This window comes from Shewanella sp. SP1S2-4 (assembly GCF_031932075.1).
Classification (GTDB): Bacteria; Pseudomonadota; Gammaproteobacteria; order Enterobacterales; family Shewanellaceae; genus Shewanella; species Shewanella baltica.
In genome coordinates this window covers 129,733-152,911 of sequence record NZ_JAUOET010000005.1, presented here as the reverse complement: position 1 = coordinate 152,911, position 23,179 = coordinate 129,733, and the positions used below count along the sequence as shown (strand labels likewise).

The following is a 23,179-nucleotide window of genomic DNA, read 5'->3' as shown; positions in this document are numbered from 1 at the left end:
GCTGTCACATCTGATTAAGCTTGATCACCGCAAAGGTGGCACCTTGAGCATCAGCTATCACAGAGAATCGACCCACATCGGGGATATCACTAGGCGGAATGCACACTTGCGCACCTAAGGCTTGGGCCTTCTCAGCAAACGCATCGCAATCCGCCACCACAAAATAGAGCAACCAATGGGGAGAAATATCACCCCATTCGGGCATTATCGTCATCATACCGCCGATGGATTGACCATCAAGCTGCCATTCTGAGTATTCAATGTCAGGCATGTCACTTGGCATGTTGGTCCAAGGGAAGATTTTGCAGTAAAAGGCTTCTTCAGTACGCGGCTCTTTGCAAGCCAGCTCAACCCAGCAAAGGGTATTGAGTTCACCCTGACGGCGAGCACCTATGTGGTTCTTCGCTTGCCATAAGGCAAAGCGTGCGCCTTGCGGATCGCTCACCTGCGCCATCACGCCCGCATCACCCACAATATGCGGCCCCATGTGCACTTGGCCGCCCGCCGCTTGAATCGCTGCAATGCTGGCATCGATATCATCGACGGCAAAGTAGACACGCCAATGACTGGGGATCTGCGACTCAGACTCAGGAATTTGGTACATGGCACCTAAATCATCACCTGCTAAATTAAATAGCGAAAAATGACCTTCTGGGATCGGCATTTCAACTGAGTCCCAACCAAATAACGCTTGATAAAATGCCTTAGCAGCTTGCCAATCGTGGCTTGCGAGTTCAACCCAACATGCATGTCCTTGTGCGTACTGAGTCATTTTCATTATCGGCTCCTTTGTTTTAACAATCATTCGAGTTAAGCCTGAGTTTGTATTTCTGTCCAGTATTCAGGTTAAAAAGATCTGTAAGACAAAACTCAACCGCTAAAGACAAAAAAGCCCTCACGCAGAGGGCTTAAATCATCGAAACAAATTAGGAATACTGAGGCAATAAATTTGCCATCGCGAGCAGATGACAAGCACCCGTGACTATGCCAAATAACACCACAAGAATAATTAACGGTGTACCGCCTATCACTCTAAAACCTGTGCTCTCGGGGAATAACTGCCGCGATTTATAGGCCATCAGCGCCGGGACGATTACCGCCCACACTGTCGCCGCTAATGCCGCAAAGCCAATCGCCACTAAGAAGCCGTCGGGGAACAGTAATCCTAAAATCGTTGGCGGCACAAAGGTCACTAACGCGGTTTTCATCCGGCCCGAGCGTGAATCGTCAAAACCAAACAAGTCGGCGAGATAATCGAACAAACCTAAGGTCACCCCTAAGAAAGATGAGGCCACGGCCAAGTTGGCAAACAAGGTCAACATACTGTTTAACCAGCTACTCGCCATCACCTCAGACAAAGCGCCCACCAAGACACCCATATTGCCGCCTTGGGCAATAATATCGATAAACTGGCTGCGGGGAATATTGCCCATAGTCGCCACTAACCAACAGGCATAAATCACCAGCGCGATAAAGGTGCCGACGAAAATCGCCTTGATAATGGTGGCGGAATCTTTGCCGTAATACTTCACTAAGCTGGGAACGTTACCGTGGTAGCCAAAGCTGGCAAGACCAAAGGGCAGCGCCGCCAACAGATATGGTGAAAAGCTGTTATTACCATCGGGTTCGAGCAACTTAGTCACATCAATTTCGATCAATAAATTGCCGATAGCGAGGAAGAAGGTAATGATCATACCGCCGAGCATAATCGTCGTAATGCGATCCACGGCTTTAGTACTGATCAACACTATGCTCGCCAATACTATGGCAAATACTAGCCCTGCCACACTTTGCGGTAACTCAATTCCCATGCCCTGCAAGCTGTGATTCACAATCGAACCACCGCCGCTGATATAGGCATAGGTCAAAATATACAACACGAAAGCGATAGAAACGCCGTTCACTATCCGCCAAAACTGCCCAAGAGTTTGCTTGCTTAAGGTATCGAAGCTAGCACCGGGTTCGAAATGCAAATTGGTTTCGAGCAACAATAAGCCCGACATCAACATGCAAAACCAAATACCCAATAACATTAAAATCGAATAGCCAAACCACATACCTGCACCGACCACGGGCAGAGAAAACATCCCAGCACCTACGGTCGTGCCAGCAATAATCATGGCACCACCGAGCAAGGACTTACCTGCGGGCTTATGCTTAGCCGCATTCATATGATTTGCCATTAAACTGTGTGCTCCGCGGTGACACTCGCCACTATCGTTTGTCTCACTGACGGACGTAATAAGCTATTGGCCTGATCTCGTATGCGATTGATATTGGACTTATCTTCACTATCCGCAAGATATCCCAATTCTTTGAGCTTCACGCTCAAAGTACCGTAGAGTTTTTTATCGTAGAACTCAGGCGCGGTAATGCCATGTAAAGCCCCTAAACGCTGGGCGAGTAAATGGCTCTCAGACTCAAGTTCTGAGCGCTCCATCTTAGGTCTGTTCGCTAACAGGTTGAAAATAATCGCATAGCGTTGCAAGGTCTCGCTCACGGAACTGGCTAACAATAATAGTTGGCTAGTGTGTTCAGGCACGACGGTTAAGGTATCAGTCTCAACCACTAACCCTTGTTCAATGAAGAAATCCAGCACTTGATTGACATATGCAGGTACATCTTTAATGCCCATAAAGAGTTCGGCTTTCAGCAGTGGATAAAAATCGGCAACGATTGACACCACTTGCTGACGCGGGATTTGCTCATTATGCGTTAAACAACTCGCAATTAAGGACGGCACGATAAATAAGTGGATGATATTGTTACGATAGTAAGTCATAGACACTGCCTGACTCGCCTCGATAGACACTATTTCCCCTAAAGGATCGGCACTTACAACAAACTTGTTCAGCTCTAAACCTTGCTGCACTAAATGCTTACCATCACCTTCGGCAACAGATGTATAAGAAGTGTAAGGCACTTTTTTGAGTAGGGTCAGATACAAATCAAGCTGACGCTCCAGCAGACTACGTTCTAAGGCGTTTTGATCTGTCGCCAGCAAAACTAAGCTGGTCAAAGTCACTGAACTCGCGGCTGCGGCATCATTGATACGCGTCATCACCCGATTAGCCAGCACGTTTACCGCTGGCGTTAACCAACTTGGTTTCTGCTCGGGATCATCGGCCAACTCAGCACGCCAGTTTGGCGCACGCTCATTTAAGAAATTTTGCAGGGTAATAGGCTCGCCAAAATTCACGTAACCTTGGCCAAAATTACCTAATTTGCGAATGGCACCGAACACCTGCCACACAGATTCTTTTTTCTTTTTCTTACCGCTTAACTCTTTATGGTAAGTCGCTACTTCCATCACATGGTCATAGCCTAAATACACAGGCACAAGTGTGACAGGACGTTCAATACCGCGCAGTACGCTGTTCATCGTCATGGCGATCATGCCAGTTTTGGGCGCCAATAGACGACCGGTACGTGAGCGGCCGCCTTCGGAGAAATATTCCACCGAATAACCTTTAGCAAACAGTTGATCTAAATACTCACGGAATACTGCGGTATACAGCTTGTTGCCATTAAAACTACGGCGGATAAAGAAGGCACCACCGCGACGGAACATAGGTCCAGCGGGCCAGAAGTTGAGGTTAATACCTGCGGCAATGTGCGGCGGAACCATACCTTGATAGTACAAAATATACGATAACAGCAGGTAATCCATGTGACTGCGATGGCAAGGCACATAAACAATCTCGTGACCATCGTGGTGCAACTGGCGAACTTGCTCGGCACCCTTGATATTGATCCCGCTGTAAAGCTTGTTCCATAACCAAGTTAAGAAACGCTCGGCAATACGCACTAAACTATCTGAGTAATCTGCAGCGATTTCATCGAGATACTCAATGGCTGTCTCGCGCGCTTGGGTCTCTGAAATCTTCTTACTGACGGCTTCTTCTTGAATCGCTTTACGCAACGATTCAGATTTGAGCAACGAATGAAACAGTGCTTGGCGGTTTGGCAGCACAGGCCCTGTCATCACCTTGCGTTGACGACGGAAATGCACCCGCGCGACCCGCGCTAACTTATGGGCAATCCCCATGTCGGTGCCATGCTCGTCGGCCATATAACGCAGGGATACCGCATTCGAAAACTGCACGAAGTTATGTCGACCTAAGAATAGAATCATCAAGCATTTGCGCAGCCAAGTCGGGTTTTCCCGCTCAAACACAGCCGCCTTCATAGTGTCATCTTCTTTCCCTGGTGTGCGGCCCCAATACAGGCTCACGGGTACCAATTGAATGTCTAATTCAGGGCGCTCCTTATGCACGGCTAACAAACGCATAAAGCATTCGAGGAAAGGCTCGTTACCGGCACGCTCGCCAAACAGCGGCTTACGCCCCTGGAGGCAGACAACCCGAGGCGCAATCACACCATTCGCCACTAAGGGCTCATAGGGGCTCGGTAGTCCTAACTTAGCCGTTATTTCACTCAGGGCAGCGATGTCACTCAGCGATTCCGTTTTCATCACATAAGCAAGGGGTCTGGAGGCATCCAGATTCAGATCGGCAAAGGGATCCTGAGGCACAACAATAGTGTGCACTAAGTGTTTTTGGATCCAGCGTAATGATTTCAACCAAAGAGAGTCGTGTTTAGGCATTATTCTTATGCAATTAAGTACGTTTACTAGCCCGGTAGAATACCAGACTATGGGTAATATTCGCTAATTCTCTCCAACATAGCTAAAAAGTGGTTAATACTTGCGCTGCAAATAATACTGTATATACTAACAGTAACTGTATAGAAAAACAGGAAACACCATGAGACCTTTGACGCCACGCCAAGCTGAAATTTTAGAGCTAATTAAACGAAATATTGCCGATACTGGCATGCCACCCACTCGGGCAGAAATCGCGACCCGTTTAGGTTTTAAGAGCGCCAATGCGGCTGAAGAGCATCTTAAAGCGTTGGCGAAAAAGGGCTGCATTGAGATCATGCCAGGCACATCGCGGGGCATTCGCCTACCTGCGGAAGTCGAAGATTTAACTGAAACAGGTTTACCACTTATCGGTCAAGTGGCTGCTGGCGAACCTATTCTTGCCCAAGAACATGTCGAACAGTACTACCAAGTCGACCCGAGCATGTTCCATCCCGCCGCCGATTTCTTACTGCGGGTTAAAGGCGACAGCATGAAGAATATCGGCATTCTCGAAGGAGATTTGCTGGCTGTTCATAAAGTACAACAAGCTAGAAATGGTCAAGTGGTTGTCGCTAGAGTCGACGACGATGTCACTGTTAAACGTTTCGAAAAAAAAGGCAATGTGGTCTATCTACACGCCGAAAATGAAGACTATTCCCCGATAAAAGTGGATTTAGGCTATCAAAGTTTAACAATTGAAGGACTCGCCGTCGGTGTGATCCGTAATGGAGATTGGCTATGAACAAACTACTTGGCAATGCACCCCGCCATCCGGGCTTGTGGCTCGATGAAGTCCGTGATGCCGACTATGACTGGCACCACGCACCTATCGCCTGCATGCCAACTAAGACTCAAGGCCGCCAAGAATTAATCCATCTGAGTGCGCAACTCGCCCAGTTAAGCCAACAGGGCCGTTGGTTAGTGCTCATCAACCCACCGAGTATTGGCTACAAACAAATGCTCGCCAATGCAGGCGTGCGTATGGACAGAGTCTTGCTGGTGCACGCGAAAGATGAAGTGGAAACCCTGTGGGCAATGGAAAAAGCCTTAACAAGTGGTACGTCCAGTGCGGTTATTACCTGGACCCAATCATTGGATGCACGCGATAATCGTCGCCTGCAAATTGTCGCTAAAAGTGCCCGCGCCATGGGCATAGTGCTAGAAGACGTAAACAGTCACTTACATGGCGACGTACGCATTGAGCAAGGTAGCCTCTTCGGCCAACAATCTTTTTTTAGTGCTGTACATTAAATATTCATTTAATTTTTTACCTTGAAAGCCGCCTCGCCTATGAATGTGAGGCTTTTTTTTGGCAATTTTTCAGACAATTAGATAAATAAGTGATCTTGATCAATATTTAAACAGCAAGTATGGTTGGTTTAGTCGGCGATGATATATCGCCGCCCGTGGCAAATAAATCGAGCCGTAATCGAGTTCAAAATGCCACTAAAAATAGAGAACAGATTTATTTCAGTCGTATGTGCCAGCGTGGCTAATACCAGCAGTAATAATACTTAATTAAAAGTAACAGCCGCCAACGCACGTTGAAGTCAAAAAAGCTTTTTTGGGAACTGAAGAGTTTGCATAGAGTTGAGACTTACTGTGTTGCTCTTCTTTGTAGTTGCTATTCGCAATTGGCAGAGGAGAAGTCTTGTGAAGCAATTGTTGTATTGTTTACTCGTGGTGTTATTCGCACCACCGTTGGCCGCCGCGGACATGCGGTTCAACATGACCCCTGGCGTAACCGAGATCAGTGGCAAGGTTTATCACTTGCACATGACCATCTTGTATATCTGCTGCGCCATTGGCCTTGTGGTCTTTGGCGTGATGATTTACGCCATGATCAACCACAGAAAATCCAAAGGCGCTGTCGCGTCCCACTTTCACGAAAGCACTAAAGTTGAAATCGCTTGGACGATTCTGCCATTTATCATTTTGATCTTAATGGCGATTCCTGCGACAAAAACCTTAATTGCGATGGAAGATCCCAGCGACGCCGATCTGACCGTTAAAGTCACGGGTTCCCAATGGAAATGGCATTACAGCTATTTCGATCAAGACATTGATTTTTACAGCATACTCGCAACCCCTAGAGCACAAATCGACGGTACCGAAACCAAGGGTGAACACTACCTATTGGAGGTCGATAAGCCGCTCGTTCTGCCGATAAATCGCAAAATCCGCTTTTTGATGACCTCTGAAGATGTCATCCATTCATGGTGGGTACCTGCTTTTGCCGTGAAGAAAGATGCCAACCCAGGATTTATCAATGAGGCTTGGACTCGCATCGACAAACCCGGTATTTACCGTGGTCAATGCGCCGAACTTTGCGGTAAAGACCATGGTTTTATGCCGATCGTAGTGCAAGCCATACCCGAAGCCGAGTTTGAAGCTTGGGTGACGGAGCAGAAACAAGCCGCAGGCGCGGCGGCAGAAGCCGCTCAAGCCGCTTTATCACAGACCCTTAGCAAAGATGATCTGATGACCCAAGGTGAGCAAGTTTACCTCGGGCACTGCGCAGCCTGCCACCAGCCCAATGGCGAGGGGTTACAAGGCGTATTCCCACACCTCAAAGGCAGTCCGATAGCAACGGGACCGCTCAGCGGCCACCTTGAAATTGTGCTCAACGGTAAAACGGGTACGGCTATGCAAGCCTTTAGTAAGCAATTGACTGCACAAGAAATTGCCGCTGTGATTACCTATGAGCGTAATGCTTGGGGCAATAATACTGGCGATGCTGTACAGGCCAAAGACGTCAACGAGCACATGAACGGTAGTGCAGGCACACAGGCACCTGCTACCGCACCAGCCAATACGACCCCAACTCCCGCACCTACAACTGAGCCCGCAGCAGTTGTCGACTCCGCAACCATAGTGGATCCGGCGAGCCTCCCCACTCTCACCCATGAGGCACTGATGGCCGAAGGTGAAACTGTCTACACCACCACTTGTGCGGCCTGCCATCAGTTGACGGGAGCTGGCATACCACCCGCCTTCCCCGCCCTCGCTGGCAGTGCTATCGCCACTGGGCCCGTCGCCAATCATCTCGATATTGTGATGCACGGCAAAACAGGCACGGCTATGCAAGCATTTGGCAAACAACTCAGCCCACAGCAACTCGCAGCAGTCATTACCTATGAGCGCAATGCTTGGGGCAACAATACCGGCGATACAGTGCAACCTGCTGATATCGCAAGCCATGGACAGTAGGGGATTATGATGAGCACAACGACTCAAGATCAAACCGCAGCCCATGATGACCATCATCATGGTGCGCCAAAGGGCATCATGCGCTGGGTGCTAACCACCAACCATAAAGACATTGGTACTTTGTATTTATGGTTCAGCTTCATTATGTTTTTAACCGGTGGCGCTATGGCCATGGTGATCCGCGCTGAACTGTTTCAGCCCGGATTACAATTGGTCGAGCCCAACTTCTTTAACCAAATGACCACAGTCCATGGGCTGATCATGGTATTCGGCGCGGTAATGCCCGCCTTTACTGGGCTAGCAAACTGGCTGATCCCTATGATGATTGGTGCGCCCGATATGGCGCTGCCACGGATGAATAACTGGAGTTTTTGGATCTTACCCTTCGCCTTTACCATCCTACTCAGTTCGCTGTTTATGGAAGGCGGCGGACCTAACTTTGGTTGGACTTTCTACGCGCCACTGTCTACCACTTATAGTCCTGACAGCACGGCACTCTTCGTGTTCTCTATTCATATCATGGGGATAAGTTCGATCATGGGCGCAATCAACGTGATTGTAACCATAGTGAATTTACGTGCGCCCGGCATGACATGGATGAAGTTGCCGCTGTTTGTGTGGACTTGGCTTATCACTGCATTCCTGCTGATCGCTGTGATGCCCGTACTTGCGGGCGCTGTAACTATGGTGCTGACCGATAAGTTTTTCGGCACTAGCTTCTTCGACGCCGCGGGGGGTGGCGATCCTGTGATGTTCCAGCATATCTTCTGGTTCTTCGGCCACCCCGAAGTTTACATCATGATCTTGCCGTCCTTTGGTATCATCTCAGCCATAGTGCCCGCCTTCAGTCGCAAACCCTTATTTGGCTATGCATCAATGGTTTATGCAACTGCGAGTATTGCAATTCTGTCGTTCCTCGTGTGGGCACATCATATGTTCACTACAGGTATGCCAGTGTTTGCCGAGCTGTTTTTCATGTATTGCACTATGTTGATTGCGGTGCCAACGGGGGTGAAAGTATTTAACTGGGTGGCGACTATGTGGCGCGGCTCGCTCAGCTTCGAAACCCCTATGTTGTTCGCCGTGGCCTTTATCATACTCTTCACCATTGGCGGTTTTTCGGGGTTAATGCTCGCCATTACGCCCGCCGACTTCCAATACCACGACACCTATTTTGTGGTGGCGCATTTCCATTATGTGCTCGTAACTGGGGCGATTTTCTCCATCATGGCGGCGGCCTATTACTGGCTACCTAAGTGGACGGGGCATATGTACAACGAACGACTGGGACAATGGCACTTCTGGTGTTCGGTGATTTCGGTCAACGTACTGTTTTTCCCAATGCATTTCCTTGGGCTGGCGGGTATGCCAAGGCGTATTCCCGACTACTCGATTCAATTTGCCGATATTAATCAAATCGTCTCTATTGGTGGGTTTGCCTTCGGTTTATCGCAATTGATTTTCTTAGTACTAGTGATCAAGTGCATCCGTGGCGGCAAAAAAGCCCCCGCTAAACCTTGGGAAGGCAGTGAGGGTTTAGAGTGGACATTGCCAAGCCCAGCACCCTACCACTCCTTCACGACACCACCCGAGGTGAAATGAAATGACCAACCATAGCCAGCCAGAAAAACCTAAGTCAAATCGTAAACTCATCAGCCTATTAGTCATGGGTTGTATCGGTATGTTTGGCTTTGGGTTTGCGCTGGTGCCGCTATACGATGTGCTATGTGAGCAGCTTGGGATTAACGGTAAAACCTCCAGCACCGCCAGCAATTATCAAGCTATTACTGTTGATACTAGCCGGGTTGTTACTGTGGAATTTATCTCCCAAGTGCAAACGGGTATGCCGTGGAAATTTGAGCCGCAAACCAAGCGGCTCGAAGTCCACCCCGGCGAACTTATCCACACGGCTTTTTTGGCACGCAATCTCTCGGACAGAGCCATAATCGGTCAGGCGATACCTTCGGTATCCCCAGGCCAAGGTGCTGCCTATTTTAATAAAACTGAATGTTTTTGCTTTAATCAACAGCACTTAGCGGCTTCGACCAGCGCAGAGTTGCCACTCATTTTCTTTGTGGATCCTCAGTTACCTGAGTCCATCCACACTCTGACCCTCTCTTACACCCTCTACGACATTACCGACAAGCAGTTAGCGTCTGCCCTAGAGCAAGGAGCTGCAAAATGACTACAAAACATGAACCTTACTATGTCCCCGCCCAAAGCGCTTGGCCCATCATTGGTGCTATAGGGCTGTTTTTAATCGCCTTTGGTGCAGGAAGCTTTGTACAACAACTCAAATCGGGTGCCTCCGGTGGCGGCTATATACTGCTCGCTGGCATCGCCGTAATCCTCTTTATGCTAGTGGGTTGGTTTAGAACCGTGATCAACGAATCCATGACAGGACTCTATTCCCATCAAATGGATAGATCCTTTCGCCAAGGCATGAGTTGGTTTATTTTCTCCGAAGTGATGTTTTTCGCGGCATTTTTCGGGGCATTATTCTACGCCCGCATGGTCGCGGTGCCTTGGCTTGGCGGCGCCTCGAATAATGCCATGACCCACGAAGTGCTCTGGCCACAGTTCGAAGCCGTTTGGCCATTGATCACCACACCTGATGGGACAAAAACCGAGGCTATGCCATGGACTGGTCTGCCATTAATCAACACTATTGTGCTGCTAACCTCTTCTGTCACCTTACATTTTGCCCATGTCAGCTTAGAGAAAGGCAAGCGTTCTGCCATTACGCTGTGGCTCGGGATCACCATACTCTTAGGTATGGGATTCCTTGCCTTACAGGCCGAAGAGTATATCCACGCCTATCAGGAAATGGGACTCACCTTAACCTCTGGGATTTATGGCAATACCTTCTTCCTGCTAACGGGTTTTCACGGCATGCACGTGACCCTAGGAACGGTATTCTTATTAGTGTTGTTTTTCAGAGTGTTGAAGGGGCACTTTAGCGCAGATAAGCATTTCGCCTTCCAAGCGGGCAGTTGGTATTGGCACTTTGTGGACGTGGTCTGGCTGTGTTTGTTTATTTTCGTCTACGTACTCTAAGGCGCTAGTAAGGCGTGGGATTGGGGCTGATTAATCCAGTCCCTAATGCCACCAGCAATAGCAGGATAACGAGCGCAGAGAAGAGCACCCGGCGACCAAGATAGCGGCTCATAGGCATTTTGTTGTCGCCTTTCACCATAATAAACAAGGCACTACCTAAATTAAAAATGATAAACAGCAACAGCAGAACTAAGGCCAACTTAAAAATAAACAGGGTATTCATGCAATATCCTTATGTCCTGCTGAATAAATTAACGGTTTTTTTGCTGATACTGACTGTGGCTGTATTCGGGATTTTGGTCAAGTTGGGTCTATGGCAATTAGCCCGCGGCGAAGAAAAAACTAGGCTGTTAGCCCAAATGGAGGCAAGACAATCCTTGCTACCATTAAGTTTTGAGCAGCTCCAACTCAAAATCGATAAAGAAGGGGTGACAGGTTATCGACTTCAAGTGCACGCCACACCCACGAGCTCGCAAATCTGGCTACTGGATAATCAAATTTATCAGGGCCAAGTGGGCTATTTAGCCTTTCAGCCCCTGCAAGTGGAAGCTGGAACACCTTGGTTGCTGGTCGAGTTAGGCTTTGTTGCCGCTGGATCCCATCGGGATGTGTTACCCCACATCACTCCCCTAAGCGGGGCATTAAATATCGAAGGCAGGCTTTATCAAAAGCAAATCAATCCCTTGAGCCAAGCTTTAATGGCAGAAACAGGGACAAGTATTCGCTTTCAAAATTTAAATATGCCCGAAATGGCTAAGGTATTAGGGCACCCAGTGTTACCTGTCGTGTTGCAACCAGAGCAATTACCTTCCCTCACATTGCCCCATCCTTGGCAACCTTTCCCACTGTCGGCGCAAAAACATTGGGGTTATGCGTTGCAGTGGTTTTCGATGGCAGCCGTATTTGCAGGGCTAATGCTGTGGCAAGGGATTAAATATGTAAAACGCCATAGCGCCCAAACAGTCGCAAACTCAAGGAGCAAATAAGGAAATTCGTACCATACTTAGCAAGACACTAATAAAACTAAATAAATATAAAACAATAAATTAGGGATAATTTGAATGAGAGGAGCAAGCATGAACTCCCAGAATAAATCGAAACACAAGGCATTGGGCTTATTGTTGCTGGCGTTTATCGCGCCCGTGGTGATAGCCAAGCTAGTGCTGAGCCTGAATTTATACCACGGCGGCGCCACTAATCATGGCGAGCTGATCAATCCTGAGACCAGTTATGCCAGCCTTGGGGTTGAAAACCCCAATCCCAAAGAATGGCAACTGCTATATTTACTGCCCGCCCAATGCGACGATGCTTGCCGCGAACGCCTGTATATTTTACGCCAAAGCCACACTGCGCTAGGGCCAGATCAGGCGCGAGTCGAACCACTCATTCTCACTCATCCCGACAGCGATCTTAATGCTTTAAGCGCCTTTAACTTCAACACTCGTCCCGCCAATGCTGGCTTAAGCCACTGGCTAGATGAACAGCAGTTGATCATAGTCGATCCCTTAGGCAGCTTAGTGCTGCGCTATCCCCAAGTGCAGGGTAGAGAAGCGCATTTAGCTCAAGGCAAGGCCTTGGTTGCGGATCTGCGTAAGTTGTTAAAACTGTCGAGGGTAGATTGATGCAGCTAACTTGGGTTCTACGCTTAACCTTAGTCTTTACCCTATTAGTGATTTTAATGGGTGCTTACACTCGCCTATCGGATGCAGGTCTAGGCTGCCCCGATTGGCCGGGTTGCTACGGCCATATCAAGGTGCCTACCCAAGACCATGAAATCGCCCATGCCCAAACCATCTATCCCGATCACGATATCCACCCAGAGAAAGCCTGGCTGGAGATGATCCACAGATATATCGCAGGCGGACTTGGCTTACTGGTGTTGTTAATCTTAGTTTTGTGCCTGAAAACGCCAGAAGCACCGAAAAAGTTACCGCTCATCATAGTGCTGCTGATCCTCTTTCAAGCCGCACTCGGCATGTGGACAGTGACGATGAAACTCATGCCCATAGTGGTGATGTCGCATCTTATTGGTGGTTTCAGCCTAATTTCACTGTTGTTACTCCTCTATCTACGAACGCGGCCGCGGCGGATCTTTAATAGCGAAACCTATGCCCGCAATCTGGCACCGCTGGCACTGGTGAGCCTGTTCGTGCTTGTGGGTCAGATTATGCTGGGCGCTTGGACCTCATCTAACTATGCGGCGCTAGCCTGCACCGCTTTACCCATTTGCGAAGGCAACTGGGTGGATAACTTGGCAATAGCGGAGGCCTTTTCACCATTCCAAGGCCAACACCCTAGTTTCGAATTTGGAGTGCTCGATTACCCAGCCCGTATGACTATCCATATCGCCCACCGAATTGGCGCTATTGTTACCGCGAGTTTATTACTCGTGCTCGCCTATCGATTATTTGTTGGCGCGGCAGGAATGAGGGCCTTAAGCCTCTTATTGGCAGGGTTAGTGATCCTACAAGTGAGCTTAGGTATTTCTAACGTAGTAATGCATTTACCACTGGGTATTGCCGTGTCTCACAACGGCGGGGCGGCACTACTGCTGCTGACCTTAGTCGCAATCAACTATTTCTTATGGCGCAAAGCCTAAGCGAGGGCTCCAAGATGGCAAAACCACTCTCAATCACCAGTAGCCTACCCACGTTCAGCGTGACATGGCGCGCCTATTTTGAAATGACTAAACCTAAAGTGGTCGCACTCATGCTGCTCACTGTCTTAGTCGGCATGTGTCTGGCTGTGCCCCATGCTGTGCCCGTTCAACCTTTACTCGCAGGCATGCTGGGCATTGCCATGATGGCGGGTTCGGCGGCGGCGTTAAATCATCTGATCGATCGCCGTATTGATGGCTTAATGGCACGCACCTACAATCGCCCACTACCCAAAGGGCGTATTTCGGCAACCCGCGCGTTAATTTTCGCCGCTAGCTTAGGTAGTCTTGGCTTTATCGTCTTATATTCCTTAGTAAATCCACTCACAGCTTGGCTCACCTTTGCCAGCTTGATTGGTTATGCCTTGGTTTATACGGCCTATTTGAAGCGCGCAACATCACAAAACATTGTGATTGGAGGCCTTGCGGGAGCTATGCCACCCTTGCTGGGATGGACTGCAGTGACGAACGAATTTCACGGCCATGCGCTGTTGTTAGTGATCATCATTTTTACATGGACGCCGCCACATTTTTGGGCTCTGGCCATTCACAGACGCGCCGAATATGCCAAAGTGGATATTCCCATGCTGCCGGTTACCCACGGTGTCGAGTTTACTAAAACCTGTATTCTGCTCTACACAGTATTGCTGGCGATTGCTTGCCTATTACCTGTACTGGTTGGCATGTGTGGGCCTGTATATTTCGTCTGCTCTAGTTTGCTCAGTAGCGGATTTATCTATAAAGCATGGCAACTTAAATATCGGGATCATGATGGCTTAGCGATGCAAGTGTTCCGCTTCTCTATCTATCATTTGATGTTGTTATTCATGGCATTACTGCTCGACCACTATTTGTGGAACTAGTGTATGCAACTCGTTTGTCGCGCTAACCTGTCGTTATGGAGCCAATAATGCAGAAAAGAATTTTAGTCATCGCCATATTATTGATCGGCCTTGGCGGCCTATTTGCGGTGAAATTTAATCCCCCGAAACCTATCGAGCTAGAGAGTGGTTTTTTGTTTCCGCAAGCCTATGAATTAGCGCCCTTTGAATTGGTCGATCAACATCAGCAGGCTTTTACCAACGCCAGCTTGCAGGGGAAATGGAGCTTATTCTTTATCGGTTTTACCTTTTGCCCCGATGTTTGCCCGACGACCTTAAATAAACTCGCGGCGGCTTATCCCGATCTAAACAAAATTGCGCCATTGCAGGTGGTGTTTTTATCCGTCGACCCTAAACGGGACACACCGGATAAACTCCTGACCTATGTGAATTTTTTCAATCCAGAATTTAAAGCGGTCACGGGCGAGCAGACACAAATCTTCCCGCTCACCCGCAGCTTAGGACTGACCTATGCCATGGTCGGTGAAGGGGAAAACTACCAAGTCGACCATAGTGCGGGTTATGTGTTGGTGTCGCCGCAGGGAACGCGAGTCGCAGTGTTTAAACCTACGGCCGCATTAGGCAAACCGCCGCAGGTGTTAAATGATGAAATGATTAGCGATTTTAGAAAAATAGTGGCGCAATACAAACCTAGCCGTTGATCACTCTTTGACCCAAGAGCCATCATCCTTTGGCCTCACCCAAGGTTGAGAAAACCAATAGTAGCCATTGCGCGCCTTACTCGGCGCAGTGCAGTTATAACGCGAACGCCCCGCAGGTAAAGCTAAATCCGCTTGAACACTAAACTCGCTCTCACTCAACCAAGTCGGCTGTTTTGAACCTTGGCCTTGGATATAACACATCACTTGCTTAGCCGAGATATCGCTCATATCGAGGGTGACTTTAAGCTCTGGGCGCCAATGGCCGCCCTTTAACTCAGGATCACTAGGACTCTGCGCAATTACAGGCATGTTTAAACTGTATAGCTTGGCCTTAAGGCTTTTTAAATCCGCATATTGTCCCGCAACAGGGAAACGCGGCAGTGCCGTTAACGGCGAATAGGGCCCAGCGGCTCCCGATTGCTGCCCTAAAGCGACAAAGCCGTTCTCGGTTAACATATCCTGCAAGGCTTGATTGTACTCACCGTAGGGATAAGCCAGCATTTTAAAATTGTGCCCAGTGGCATCTGCAATCGCCTTTTCTGTATCTAAGATATTGGCTTTTATCCGCGTTAACCATTGCGCCTGTGATTCATTTTCTAAGGCGCGAATCAAATGTTCGTGGGCCCAACTGTGGTTAGCAATATCGGCGCCTTCCTTGGATAGCGTTATCAGCTCATCCCAGGTCATCATCTCAGTAAACTTTTGTTTAATCGGCTCAATTGCCACAAACAAGGTGTAGGGAAAGCCAAATTCCTTTAGGATAGGATGCGCCGTCGTGGCTATGCTGCGATAACCATCGTCGAAGGTAATCGCGACTGTTTTGGCCGGTAAATCTTGTTTTTGCTTTATCGCTTCAACCACCTGAGAAAGCGGGATCACCTTAAAGCCATCATCGGCTAGAAACTGCATTTGCTCACGAAATTGCGCGGGCGTCACGCTTGTGGCCGCCGGAGTGGTCTCAGATACATGGTGATATTGCAGAATGACCACGGCATGGGCAGAAAACGTCATTAGCCCTATGAGTGCCAACAGCACACGTTTAACCATAATGTGAACACCTCTGAAATTAATGAATACAGCTAAATTAACTTGGCTCGACCTGATGCTCAACGGCGCGAAAAATCGTCAATTACTCATCCTCGCCCTGCCGATGATACTCTCCAATATCACTGTCCCACTGTTGGGCTTAGTCGATACGGCTGTCATAGGTCATCTGAGTGAAGCCTATTATTTAGGGGGAGTCGCTGTCGGGTCAACGATTATCACATTAATCATTTGGTTATTGGGATTTTTGCGTATGGCGACGACAGGTTTAGTCGCGCAAGCCTTTGGTGCTGACGATCTTCACGCCCAGCACAAGCTCTTAGTCCAAGGCGCTATGCTAGCGATATTATTGGGCGCAGGCGTTATCGCACTGCAAGTCCCGATATTGAATTTAGCGTTAGGATTATCCGAAGCGAGTAGCGAGGTCGAACGTTATTGCCGCGAGTATTTTCAGGTACGGATTTGGTCAACGCCCTTCGCCCTGCTCAATTTAGTGATGTTAGGTTGGCTCTTAGGGCGACAACAACCTAAAGCCGCCATGTGGCAGCTGATTTTAGCCAACCTTGCCAATATTATTCTCGATGTGGTGTTTGTCCTCGGCTTAGGTTGGGGCGTTAAAGGCGCTGCCCTTGCCTCAGTCTTTGCCGATATCACCGCTTTCTCAGTCGCACTCACTATGGTGTTACAACAACTCAAGCGCGCACCCGAGTTTCACTTATCCCAGCTATTTCCTCATGTCACATTAACGGGTTATGGCAAATTACTGAGGCTCAACACAGATATTTTTGTCCGTAGCCTCTGCTTACAGGCAGCTTTTGCCTTTATGACATTCCATGGTGCAGGTCTAGGTGATAATACCGTTGCGGCCAATGCCGTGTTATTGAATTTGCTGCTATTAATCTCCTATGCTCTAGATGGTATAGCCTATTATGCCGAGGCAGAAGTCGGCCGTGCCTATGGGCAAAAACAGGTAGAACAATTAAGGGAAGCTGTAATATTAGCTTGGTGCTGGTCGGCCATAACAGCGCTAGGATTCTGCGCTGTATTTAGTCTTTTTGGCAGTAATATTATCGCGTTATTGACCAGCATTAATGAGGTCAGAGCCACTGCGCAAACCTATCTTATCTGGCTAATATTCTTGCCTTTATGGTCCTTTAGCTCGTATTTATTCGACGGGGTCTACATAGGTGCCGCTAAAGGTAAAGTGATGCGTAATAGCATGATACTCGCCACCTTCGGCGCATTTTTCCCGACATGGTATTTACTGCAGCAACTATTATTACCAGAGCAAGGTAACCACGCTCTCTGGGCCGCAATGAGTGCCTTTATGGTCGCCAGAAGCCTAACGCTTGCTGGGCACTATTATTTCAGTCAGGCCTTTTTACATAAATAAATCTGTAAAGACAGTAGTTTACTAATCTCAAAATCATTATTATGTTGATTCTACAAATGTAACAAAGATGTGAATCGATAATGAAAAGGATTTTACCGCTGCTATTGCTGTGGCTATGTAACTATACGGTTGCCAACACTGCGCCACAATTACCCGTTGAAGCCTTTGCAAGCATCCCAGATGTTAGCTCCGTGCAGCTCTCGCCTAATGGCAAAAAAATCGCTTCTGTTGTACGGGTCGATCAAGCCAAACTCAAAGGTACTGTCGTTAGTATCCAAGATATAGAAACAGGCGAAAAAAGCATTCCGCTGCACACGGATAACCAAAAATTTGTCATCCTGTCTCTGCAGTGGGCAAACGATAATATCTTACTGATCAGTGCTAAGTTTCCGGCTAACCGTTACGGTACACCTACAACCGAAACCCGCCTTGTTAAGTATGATTTGACCACGAAAAAGACCTCGAGTGTCCTTCCGCGCAGCGTCTTAGACCGTCTTAATTGGATCCCGCAACATCAGGGACAAATTATCGATCTTATGCAAGATGATCCCGATAATATTTTACTGTCATTAGACGGAATGGGAGAAAACGTAGGCGAAGACAGCGTTCTGAAAGTCAATTTAGCGCAGGGGAAATCCAGTTACACCCAAAATGCTAAAAAGAAGATCATCAGTTGGATTACCGACAGGCAGCACAAAGTCCGAATTTCTATCTACAACGATGATACTGAGTACCGCATTTATGAACAGGCCGAGCAAAAGAGTGATTCACGCTTGCTTTGGACCTTTAAAGCTTTTTCTGAGGACACTGTTTGGCCATTAGGTTTTGATGCAGACCCTAATATCCTCTACGTTCGCGCCTATCACCAAGGTTTCGAAGCCATTTTTAAAGTGAACCTGACCGACCCTAATCTTACAAAAGAGTTGGTTTACGCCAATGAAGCAACTGACGTCGAAGGGGATTTACTCTACTCGCAATTAAAGAAAAAAGTCATTGGTATCAGTGAAGGCGACGGCGAGGAATACACCTTCTGGGAAACAGAATATGTTGGACTACAAAATGGTCTTAAGGCTGTATTACCCGATGCTCACAACTATATTACTCAATTCAGTGCAAATGAACGCCGCTACATAGTGTATTCCACCAGCTCGACCGAGCCTGGCACTTATTATTTCGGCGATAGGGACGAAAAAACGCTTTATCCCATCGCTAACCGATACGGCAAGCTCAATAGTGAGCTACTCGCCAACACCCAACATCTAACTTATGAAGCAAGGGATAAGCTCAAAATCGATGCTTACCTAACAGTACCAAAGGGACTCGAAGCTAAACAGCTACCGACGATTATTTTCCCCCATGGCGGCCCGATTAGTTACGACAGTAACGACTTTGACTATTGGGCACAGTTTTTCGCTAATCGGGGTTATGCGGTATTTCGAATGAATTTCAGGGGGTCGGCAGGTTACGGCTATGAGTTTATGAAGGCTGGCCTAAAAAGCTGGGGACTCGAAATGCAAAACGATGTTGAAGACGGGACTCGTTACCTAATTGCTCAAGGGATTAGCGATCCTAAACGCATTTGTATTGCCGGTGCGAGTTATGGTGGTTACGCGGCCTTAATGGGGGCTGCTATGACTCCCGATCTTTACCGTTGCGCCATCAGTGTGGCTGGTGTGACCGATGTGGCCTACCTCGTAAAATCAAGCCGCAGACATACCAACTATGAAGTGGTTAAAGAGCAAATAGGAGATGATCTCGATGCCCTCTATGAGCGATCACCTATCAGTAAAGCAGATAAAATTAACATCCCAGTATTACTGCTACATGGCGATAAGGACAGAGTCGTCAAGGTTCAACATAGCCGAGAAATGTATGACGAGCTCAAATCACTAAATAAACCAGTGGAGTATATTGAGTTGGAAAATGGTGATCATTACCTGAGCAATAACGACAACAGACTCGCGACGTTTAAAGCCTTAGATAAGTTCTTAGCTGATAATCTCAACCCTAAGTTATAACTTAGCAACTGCACTTAAAGCGAAAGCCAAATATAAAAAACGCGACTCTGAGGTCGCGTTTTTCATTCAGCTTAACAAACAAGATTAAGCGTAAGAATGTTCACCATGTTGGTGATCTGTCACGTCACGTACGCCAGTCAACTCACCTGGGAACATGTCTAACAATTGTTTTTCGATACCATCCTTCAGGGTGATATCAACTTGAGAACAACCGTTACAACCACCGCCGAACTGCAGTACAGCCACGCCTTCTTTAGTGATTTCAACCAGCATGATATTACCACCATGGCCGGCTAACTGAGGGTTGATTTCTGATTGGATCACGTATTCGATACGCTCGACTAAAGGTGCATCACCAGACACTTTACGCATTTTTGCGTTAGGTGCTTTGAGCGTGAGTTGTGAACCTAATTGGTCAGTCACAAAATCGATAGTGGCATCTTCAAGGAAAGGTGCACTCTTCTCATCGACCATAGCATTGAAGCCAGTGAACTCGATTTCAATATCATCACTTTCCACGGCATCCGGTGGACAATAAGACACACCACACTCGGCTTGCGAGGTTCCTGGACTGATCACAAATACGCGAATATGAGTGCCTTCAGGTTGATCTGCTAACAACTTAACAAAATGGGCTTGAGCCGCATCGGAAATGGTAATCATGAAAACCTGCTCCGTCAGGGGATACCTGAGTGTTTTAGTAAGAATTAGCCGTATGATACTCCGACTCACCTTCGCTTTGTAGTCCTTTGGATAGCAAGTTTATGGATTTTTGCCATAGCGATCACGATTTATTCATCATAAACAAGCTTTAAACGAATGTGTTGTACGCGAGTGAACTGCATCATTTACAAACAAAAGCGACCCAATTGGGTCGCTTTAAGCCAGACATAAAATACAAACTATTTAGCCGCTTCTTGTCCCGCGATACGACCAAAGACAATGATATCAGTGTAAGCATTTCCACCGAGTCGATTGGTTCCATGGGTTAAACCAGTCACTTCACCCGCAGCAAACAAGCCCGGAATCACTTTTCCTTGTTCATCAAGTACACGAGTACGTGTATCAACCGCTAGTCCACCCATTGTATGGTGCACAGAAGGTGTAGCCTTTAAAATCCAATAAGGTCCTTTACTTAAATCAACCAATCCTGAGCGATGATTAAAGGCTTCATCCTTTCCTGTTGCGGCATAACGATTCACGTTTTTAATCGTTGATAACAACTTGTCTTCAGGAATATTAAAGACTTTGGCGGCTTCTTCTAGGGTGTCGACCTTATACATTAGCCCGTCTTTTGTGAATTCCTTCAGTTCACCTTGATGCATTTCAACAGTATGGGCAACATCTTCAATAGCTTGGTTCCAGAGCACATAAGTATAACGGCCTGGTTGGGCTAGAATGGCCTGTGAAATCACATCTCGGCGTTCCAATTCCTCAACAAAGCGCTCACCCTTCTGGTTGATTAACACCGCACCAAAGAAGCGAGAGTCTGCAATCAAGGCAATCGCACCCGAGGTTGGGCTACAAATGGGATATGACTGGATATATCCCATATTTTTAGCTGCTGCATGTATTTTTTCTGCCATCACAATACCGTCACCAGTACCACCTGAATGACCAGTACTGCCATAACGTTCATCTAACTCTGGGTTATATTTTTTACGCATTTCCATGTTAGACGAGAAGCCACCCGTGGCAATCACAACACCGCGTTTTGCATAATAGGTTACCGTTTTGCCATTATGAGTCGCTTCTACACCCACAATTCGGCCCGTTTGATCTTGAATTAACTTTTCAGCCTTAGTATTGGTATGAATTGGTAAGCCAACTTCTTCAGCTTTAATAGAAAACTTGCTGATCACCTCTGCTCCGGTATGACCTTTAGGGATTAGCGCTCGTTTCACGCTGTGTCCACCAAACTGAAATAATTGATCTGGGTAAAATTCTACTTTGACGTAATCCCTTAACCACTCAGCTGCATCAACCGCATTATCGACCATGGTCTTAACCATTTCAGGGTCACCTTTGAAATCGCCGCCTTTTAGCGTGTCGCTAATAAACAGGTCTTTGCTATCGGTAACACCCATATTTTTTTGTACCCAACTACCAGCCACATTCATCTCAGCACCCGAGATCAATGAGTTACCACCAATAATTGGCATTTTTTCAATAATAACGGCGGAGCGGCCTGCGGCCATAGCCTCTAAACCAGCACTGAAACCTGCACCACCCGAGCCAATAATCACCACATCATAGGTATATTCTGCTGGTGTTAATGCTTCATTTTTTTTAGCTGAAGCGACAGCAACTAACGTAACACCTGCGGCTTCAATACTTTTACCCACAGCTTCTTTAAGCGCTTTAGACGTTACGGTTGCGCCTGCAATACCGTCAACCTCGATAGAGTTATTATCAATAATCGCCTGTTTAACATCTTTAAATACGGCACCAGCAAGGACCTTATTTTCCTTTTGCTTTAGTACATCAATCGCCACAATGTGTCCGTCTTTGAATGTGGTTTCGACCTGCACTTCACCATGCTTGCCTTGAGCGGTTCCCTGGCTTTTTACTATTTGATGGGTAACTTGACAGCCGACAATAATTGCTGTTGCCGTTGCAGCAATACCAATAATGGATTTTTTATAATGCATTACAATTCCCTTATTATTTTTGATAAAAATTAGAACAGCACCAAATTAAATGAGATTCTACTTATCAAAATTTCAACCTATTTGATAAACCGTTAAAACTGATAACCAACAGATATACCGTATTCAATCCCATCATTATATTGCGAACCCCAGCTATCATAATGGGTGATATATAACTTTGAAAATATTGAATCTGTGAGGCTTGTTTGTAATGTTGTAATTATCTGATGGCCATAGCTGTCATATGAAAATAATGCTTGATGCGCTTCATCCCTATCAATTTGTGCTTCATAATTCAAACTTAAACTATGTTTTAACCCTAGCAACTCAAATGGGTACTTTGCATTTAAAACCACGGCATAACCTGACAGATCATTAAACTTCTCTGATGTGGGGGAAAAGCTACCAATGGTATAATTTAAACCGACACCATAGTTTAGTGATAAATTTTGAATTTTTGCATTATGGGTAATACCTAAGTAAAGATTATCTTCAACTAGCGTTTCACTCGCAGAGATAAAGTTCTGAGTCCAGAAGTTGAACTGCGACTCTCCCAGCTTATTTTCAAGTATCAATAATGACTTAATGGTAGTTTTACCATCAAGGTTCTTCTGATTTTCCGCGATTTCAGCAGGGTTTTCGAGCTTAAGATTAGCAAAGTAAGTACCCCAATCAGCAATTCCTAAATGATTCAACTTTACAAAAGGTTGATTAAAAACACCTGGGTTATCATTTTTTGCGTCACTGGTATAAAACTTATAACCTAAATCCACGCTCGTTTTATTCACATCAGCATATACTGAACCACTGAAAATAATTGCACTGACTAAAATAGATGCCACACTTTTTTTACACATAGAGTCCCTCTCAATCATGTATTCTAGGAAGTATTTTAAAATACTTATCGACCAGTAAACTTTATATAATAAAGTTACTACGAATAGCATGATGACTATGTGATC

The 23,179-nt window shown here is 46.9% G+C and carries 21 protein-coding genes; 13 read left to right on the top strand and 8 right to left on the bottom strand.

Going from position 1 to position 23,179, the window contains the following annotated elements; all coding sequences use genetic code 11:
* Nucleotides 1-4: 4 nt before the first annotated feature.
* From Q4Q52_RS07735 to plsB, 3 genes are all read right to left on the bottom strand, one after another.
* On the bottom strand, nucleotides 5-778 hold the full coding sequence (locus Q4Q52_RS07735; protein ID WP_311990269.1) for a VOC family protein: 774 nt from the start codon (nucleotides 776-778) through the stop codon (nucleotides 5-7).
* Nucleotides 779-926: 148 nt separating this feature from the next.
* The gene (gene mtr / locus Q4Q52_RS07730; RefSeq protein WP_311990268.1) at nucleotides 927-2,183 is read right to left on the bottom strand and encodes a tryptophan permease; all 1,257 of its coding nucleotides are present in this window, start codon (nucleotides 2,181-2,183) and stop codon (nucleotides 927-929) included.
* On the bottom strand, nucleotides 2,183-4,606 hold the full coding sequence (plsB, locus tag Q4Q52_RS07725; protein ID WP_311990267.1) for a glycerol-3-phosphate 1-O-acyltransferase PlsB: 2,424 nt from the start codon (nucleotides 4,604-4,606) through the stop codon (nucleotides 2,183-2,185). The genes mtr and plsB overlap by 1 nt, the downstream gene beginning before the upstream one ends.
* Nucleotides 4,607-4,766: 160 nt before the next feature.
* Here plsB and lexA point away from each other — a divergent pair, with 160 nt between their 5' ends.
* The 6 genes from lexA (at nucleotide 4,767) to Q4Q52_RS07695 (ending at nucleotide 10,912) form a co-directional block, all read left to right on the top strand.
* The gene (gene lexA / locus Q4Q52_RS07720; protein ID WP_106649027.1) at nucleotides 4,767-5,387 is read left to right on the top strand and encodes a transcriptional repressor LexA; all 621 of its coding nucleotides are present in this window, start codon (nucleotides 4,767-4,769) and stop codon (nucleotides 5,385-5,387) included.
* Nucleotides 5,384-5,896 carry a cell division inhibitor SulA gene (locus Q4Q52_RS07715; RefSeq protein ID WP_006079607.1) on the top strand — a complete coding sequence of 171 codons (513 nt, stop codon included), beginning with the start codon at nucleotides 5,384-5,386 and terminating at the stop codon, nucleotides 5,894-5,896. The genes lexA and Q4Q52_RS07715 overlap by 4 nt, the downstream gene beginning before the upstream one ends.
* Before the next feature lie 402 nt (nucleotides 5,897-6,298).
* Entirely contained in the window at nucleotides 6,299-7,855 is a 1,557-nt protein-coding gene (coxB, locus tag Q4Q52_RS07710) for a cytochrome c oxidase subunit II (RefSeq protein ID WP_107402923.1), read from the top strand.
* A gap of 9 nt (nucleotides 7,856-7,864) precedes the next feature.
* On the top strand, nucleotides 7,865-9,457 hold the full coding sequence (gene ctaD / locus Q4Q52_RS07705) for a cytochrome c oxidase subunit I (protein WP_311990266.1): 1,593 nt from the start codon (nucleotides 7,865-7,867) through the stop codon (nucleotides 9,455-9,457).
* 1 nt (nucleotide 9,458) lies between these two features.
* Entirely contained in the window at nucleotides 9,459-10,040 is a 582-nt protein-coding gene (locus Q4Q52_RS07700; protein ID WP_300483350.1) for a cytochrome c oxidase assembly protein, read from the top strand.
* Nucleotides 10,037-10,912, top strand: coding sequence for a cytochrome c oxidase subunit 3 (locus tag Q4Q52_RS07695; RefSeq protein WP_253989502.1), 876 nt, complete (start codon nucleotides 10,037-10,039; stop codon nucleotides 10,910-10,912). The genes Q4Q52_RS07700 and Q4Q52_RS07695 overlap by 4 nt, the downstream gene beginning before the upstream one ends.
* A gap of 4 nt (nucleotides 10,913-10,916) precedes the next feature.
* On the opposite strand, the gene Q4Q52_RS07690 is transcribed toward Q4Q52_RS07695, so the two are convergent.
* Entirely contained in the window at nucleotides 10,917-11,135 is a 219-nt protein-coding gene (locus Q4Q52_RS07690) for a DUF2909 family protein (protein WP_311905484.1), read from the bottom strand.
* Between Q4Q52_RS07690 and Q4Q52_RS07685 the strand changes: the two genes are divergently transcribed.
* The 5 genes from Q4Q52_RS07685 (at nucleotide 11,134) to Q4Q52_RS07665 (ending at nucleotide 15,111) form a co-directional block, all read left to right on the top strand.
* Nucleotides 11,134-11,898 (top strand): SURF1 family protein, encoded by a 765-nt coding sequence (locus Q4Q52_RS07685; RefSeq protein ID WP_311905483.1) that lies wholly within the window; start codon nucleotides 11,134-11,136, stop codon nucleotides 11,896-11,898. The genes Q4Q52_RS07690 and Q4Q52_RS07685 overlap by 2 nt on opposite strands.
* 90 nt (nucleotides 11,899-11,988) lie before the next feature.
* A complete protein-coding gene (locus Q4Q52_RS07680) occupies nucleotides 11,989-12,534 on the top strand; it encodes a hypothetical protein (RefSeq protein ID WP_219251877.1) in 546 nt (181 codons plus the stop codon).
* The gene (locus tag Q4Q52_RS07675; protein WP_311990265.1) at nucleotides 12,534-13,511 is read left to right on the top strand and encodes a COX15/CtaA family protein; all 978 of its coding nucleotides are present in this window, start codon (nucleotides 12,534-12,536) and stop codon (nucleotides 13,509-13,511) included. Before Q4Q52_RS07680 ends, Q4Q52_RS07675 begins: the two co-directional genes overlap by 1 nt.
* Before the next feature lie 14 nt (nucleotides 13,512-13,525).
* Complete coding sequence (gene cyoE / locus Q4Q52_RS07670; RefSeq protein WP_063882479.1) at nucleotides 13,526-14,431, top strand: heme o synthase; 906 nt, start codon at nucleotides 13,526-13,528, stop codon at nucleotides 14,429-14,431.
* Nucleotides 14,432-14,478: 47 nt separating this feature from the next.
* Entirely contained in the window at nucleotides 14,479-15,111 is a 633-nt protein-coding gene (locus tag Q4Q52_RS07665; RefSeq protein ID WP_006084621.1) for an SCO family protein, read from the top strand.
* Here Q4Q52_RS07665 and Q4Q52_RS07660 read toward each other — a convergent pair whose 3' ends face one another.
* Nucleotides 15,112-16,158 carry a polysaccharide deacetylase family protein gene (locus Q4Q52_RS07660; RefSeq protein WP_311990264.1) on the bottom strand — a complete coding sequence of 349 codons (1,047 nt, stop codon included), beginning with the start codon at nucleotides 16,156-16,158 and terminating at the stop codon, nucleotides 15,112-15,114.
* A 22-nt stretch (nucleotides 16,159-16,180) separates the two neighbouring features.
* Between Q4Q52_RS07660 and Q4Q52_RS07655 the strand changes: the two genes are divergently transcribed.
* Together Q4Q52_RS07655 and Q4Q52_RS07650 are read left to right on the top strand one after the other, a co-directional pair.
* Entirely contained in the window at nucleotides 16,181-17,548 is a 1,368-nt protein-coding gene (locus tag Q4Q52_RS07655; RefSeq protein WP_311990263.1) for an MATE family efflux transporter, read from the top strand.
* 80 nt (nucleotides 17,549-17,628) lie between these two features.
* Nucleotides 17,629-19,566: a S9 family peptidase gene (locus Q4Q52_RS07650; RefSeq protein WP_311990262.1), complete on the top strand. Its 1,938-nt coding sequence runs from the start codon at nucleotides 17,629-17,631 to the stop codon at nucleotides 19,564-19,566.
* Nucleotides 19,567-19,650: 84 nt separating this feature from the next.
* Here Q4Q52_RS07650 and nfuA read toward each other — a convergent pair whose 3' ends face one another.
* The 3 genes from nfuA to Q4Q52_RS07635 form a co-directional block, all read right to left on the bottom strand.
* On the bottom strand, nucleotides 19,651-20,229 hold the full coding sequence (nfuA, locus tag Q4Q52_RS07645) for a Fe-S biogenesis protein NfuA (protein WP_006079591.1): 579 nt from the start codon (nucleotides 20,227-20,229) through the stop codon (nucleotides 19,651-19,653).
* 239 nt (nucleotides 20,230-20,468) lie between these two features.
* Nucleotides 20,469-22,217 carry a urocanate reductase gene (gene urdA, locus Q4Q52_RS07640; protein WP_263141477.1) on the bottom strand — a complete coding sequence of 583 codons (1,749 nt, stop codon included), beginning with the start codon at nucleotides 22,215-22,217 and terminating at the stop codon, nucleotides 20,469-20,471.
* A 92-nt stretch (nucleotides 22,218-22,309) separates the two neighbouring features.
* Nucleotides 22,310-23,074: an outer membrane protein OmpK gene (locus Q4Q52_RS07635; protein ID WP_212599498.1), complete on the bottom strand. Its 765-nt coding sequence runs from the start codon at nucleotides 23,072-23,074 to the stop codon at nucleotides 22,310-22,312.
* Between the last annotated feature and the right edge of the window lie 105 nt (nucleotides 23,075-23,179).

What these genes read in the sequence shown, in the direction of transcription:
- Q4Q52_RS07700 (WP_300483350.1), top strand. Translation starts at nt 9,459, where the DNA reads ATGACCAACCATAGCCAGCCAGAAAAACCTAAGTCAAATCGTAAACTC.
- Q4Q52_RS07690 (WP_311905484.1), bottom strand. Translation starts at nt 11,135, where the DNA reads ATGAATACCCTGTTTATTTTTAAGTTGGCCTTAGTTCTGCTGTTGCTG.
- Q4Q52_RS07680 (WP_219251877.1), top strand. Translation starts at nt 11,989, where the DNA reads ATGAACTCCCAGAATAAATCGAAACACAAGGCATTGGGCTTATTGTTG.
- Q4Q52_RS07650 (WP_311990262.1), top strand. Translation starts at nt 17,629, where the DNA reads ATGAAAAGGATTTTACCGCTGCTATTGCTGTGGCTATGTAACTATACG.
- Q4Q52_RS07695 (WP_253989502.1), top strand. Translation starts at nt 10,037, where the DNA reads ATGACTACAAAACATGAACCTTACTATGTCCCCGCCCAAAGCGCTTGG.
- Q4Q52_RS07675 (WP_311990265.1), top strand. Translation starts at nt 12,534, where the DNA reads ATGCAGCTAACTTGGGTTCTACGCTTAACCTTAGTCTTTACCCTATTA.
- urdA (WP_263141477.1), bottom strand. Translation starts at nt 22,217, where the DNA reads ATGCATTATAAAAAATCCATTATTGGTATTGCTGCAACGGCAACAGCA.
- lexA (WP_106649027.1), top strand. Translation starts at nt 4,767, where the DNA reads ATGAGACCTTTGACGCCACGCCAAGCTGAAATTTTAGAGCTAATTAAA.
- Q4Q52_RS07660 (WP_311990264.1), bottom strand. Translation starts at nt 16,158, where the DNA reads ATGGTTAAACGTGTGCTGTTGGCACTCATAGGGCTAATGACGTTTTCT.
- nfuA (WP_006079591.1), bottom strand. Translation starts at nt 20,229, where the DNA reads ATGATTACCATTTCCGATGCGGCTCAAGCCCATTTTGTTAAGTTGTTA.
- Q4Q52_RS07735 (WP_311990269.1), bottom strand. Translation starts at nt 778, where the DNA reads ATGAAAATGACTCAGTACGCACAAGGACATGCATGTTGGGTTGAACTC.
- mtr (WP_311990268.1), bottom strand. Translation starts at nt 2,183, where the DNA reads ATGGCAAATCATATGAATGCGGCTAAGCATAAGCCCGCAGGTAAGTCC.
- Q4Q52_RS07685 (WP_311905483.1), top strand. Translation starts at nt 11,134, where the DNA reads ATGCAATATCCTTATGTCCTGCTGAATAAATTAACGGTTTTTTTGCTG.
- Q4Q52_RS07655 (WP_311990263.1), top strand. Translation starts at nt 16,181, where the DNA reads ATGAATACAGCTAAATTAACTTGGCTCGACCTGATGCTCAACGGCGCG.
- Q4Q52_RS07665 (WP_006084621.1), top strand. Translation starts at nt 14,479, where the DNA reads ATGCAGAAAAGAATTTTAGTCATCGCCATATTATTGATCGGCCTTGGC.
- Q4Q52_RS07635 (WP_212599498.1), bottom strand. Translation starts at nt 23,074, where the DNA reads ATGTGTAAAAAAAGTGTGGCATCTATTTTAGTCAGTGCAATTATTTTC.
- cyoE (WP_063882479.1), top strand. Translation starts at nt 13,526, where the DNA reads ATGGCAAAACCACTCTCAATCACCAGTAGCCTACCCACGTTCAGCGTG.
- plsB (WP_311990267.1), bottom strand. Translation starts at nt 4,606, where the DNA reads ATGCCTAAACACGACTCTCTTTGGTTGAAATCATTACGCTGGATCCAA.
- Q4Q52_RS07715 (WP_006079607.1), top strand. Translation starts at nt 5,384, where the DNA reads ATGAACAAACTACTTGGCAATGCACCCCGCCATCCGGGCTTGTGGCTC.
- ctaD (WP_311990266.1), top strand. Translation starts at nt 7,865, where the DNA reads ATGAGCACAACGACTCAAGATCAAACCGCAGCCCATGATGACCATCAT.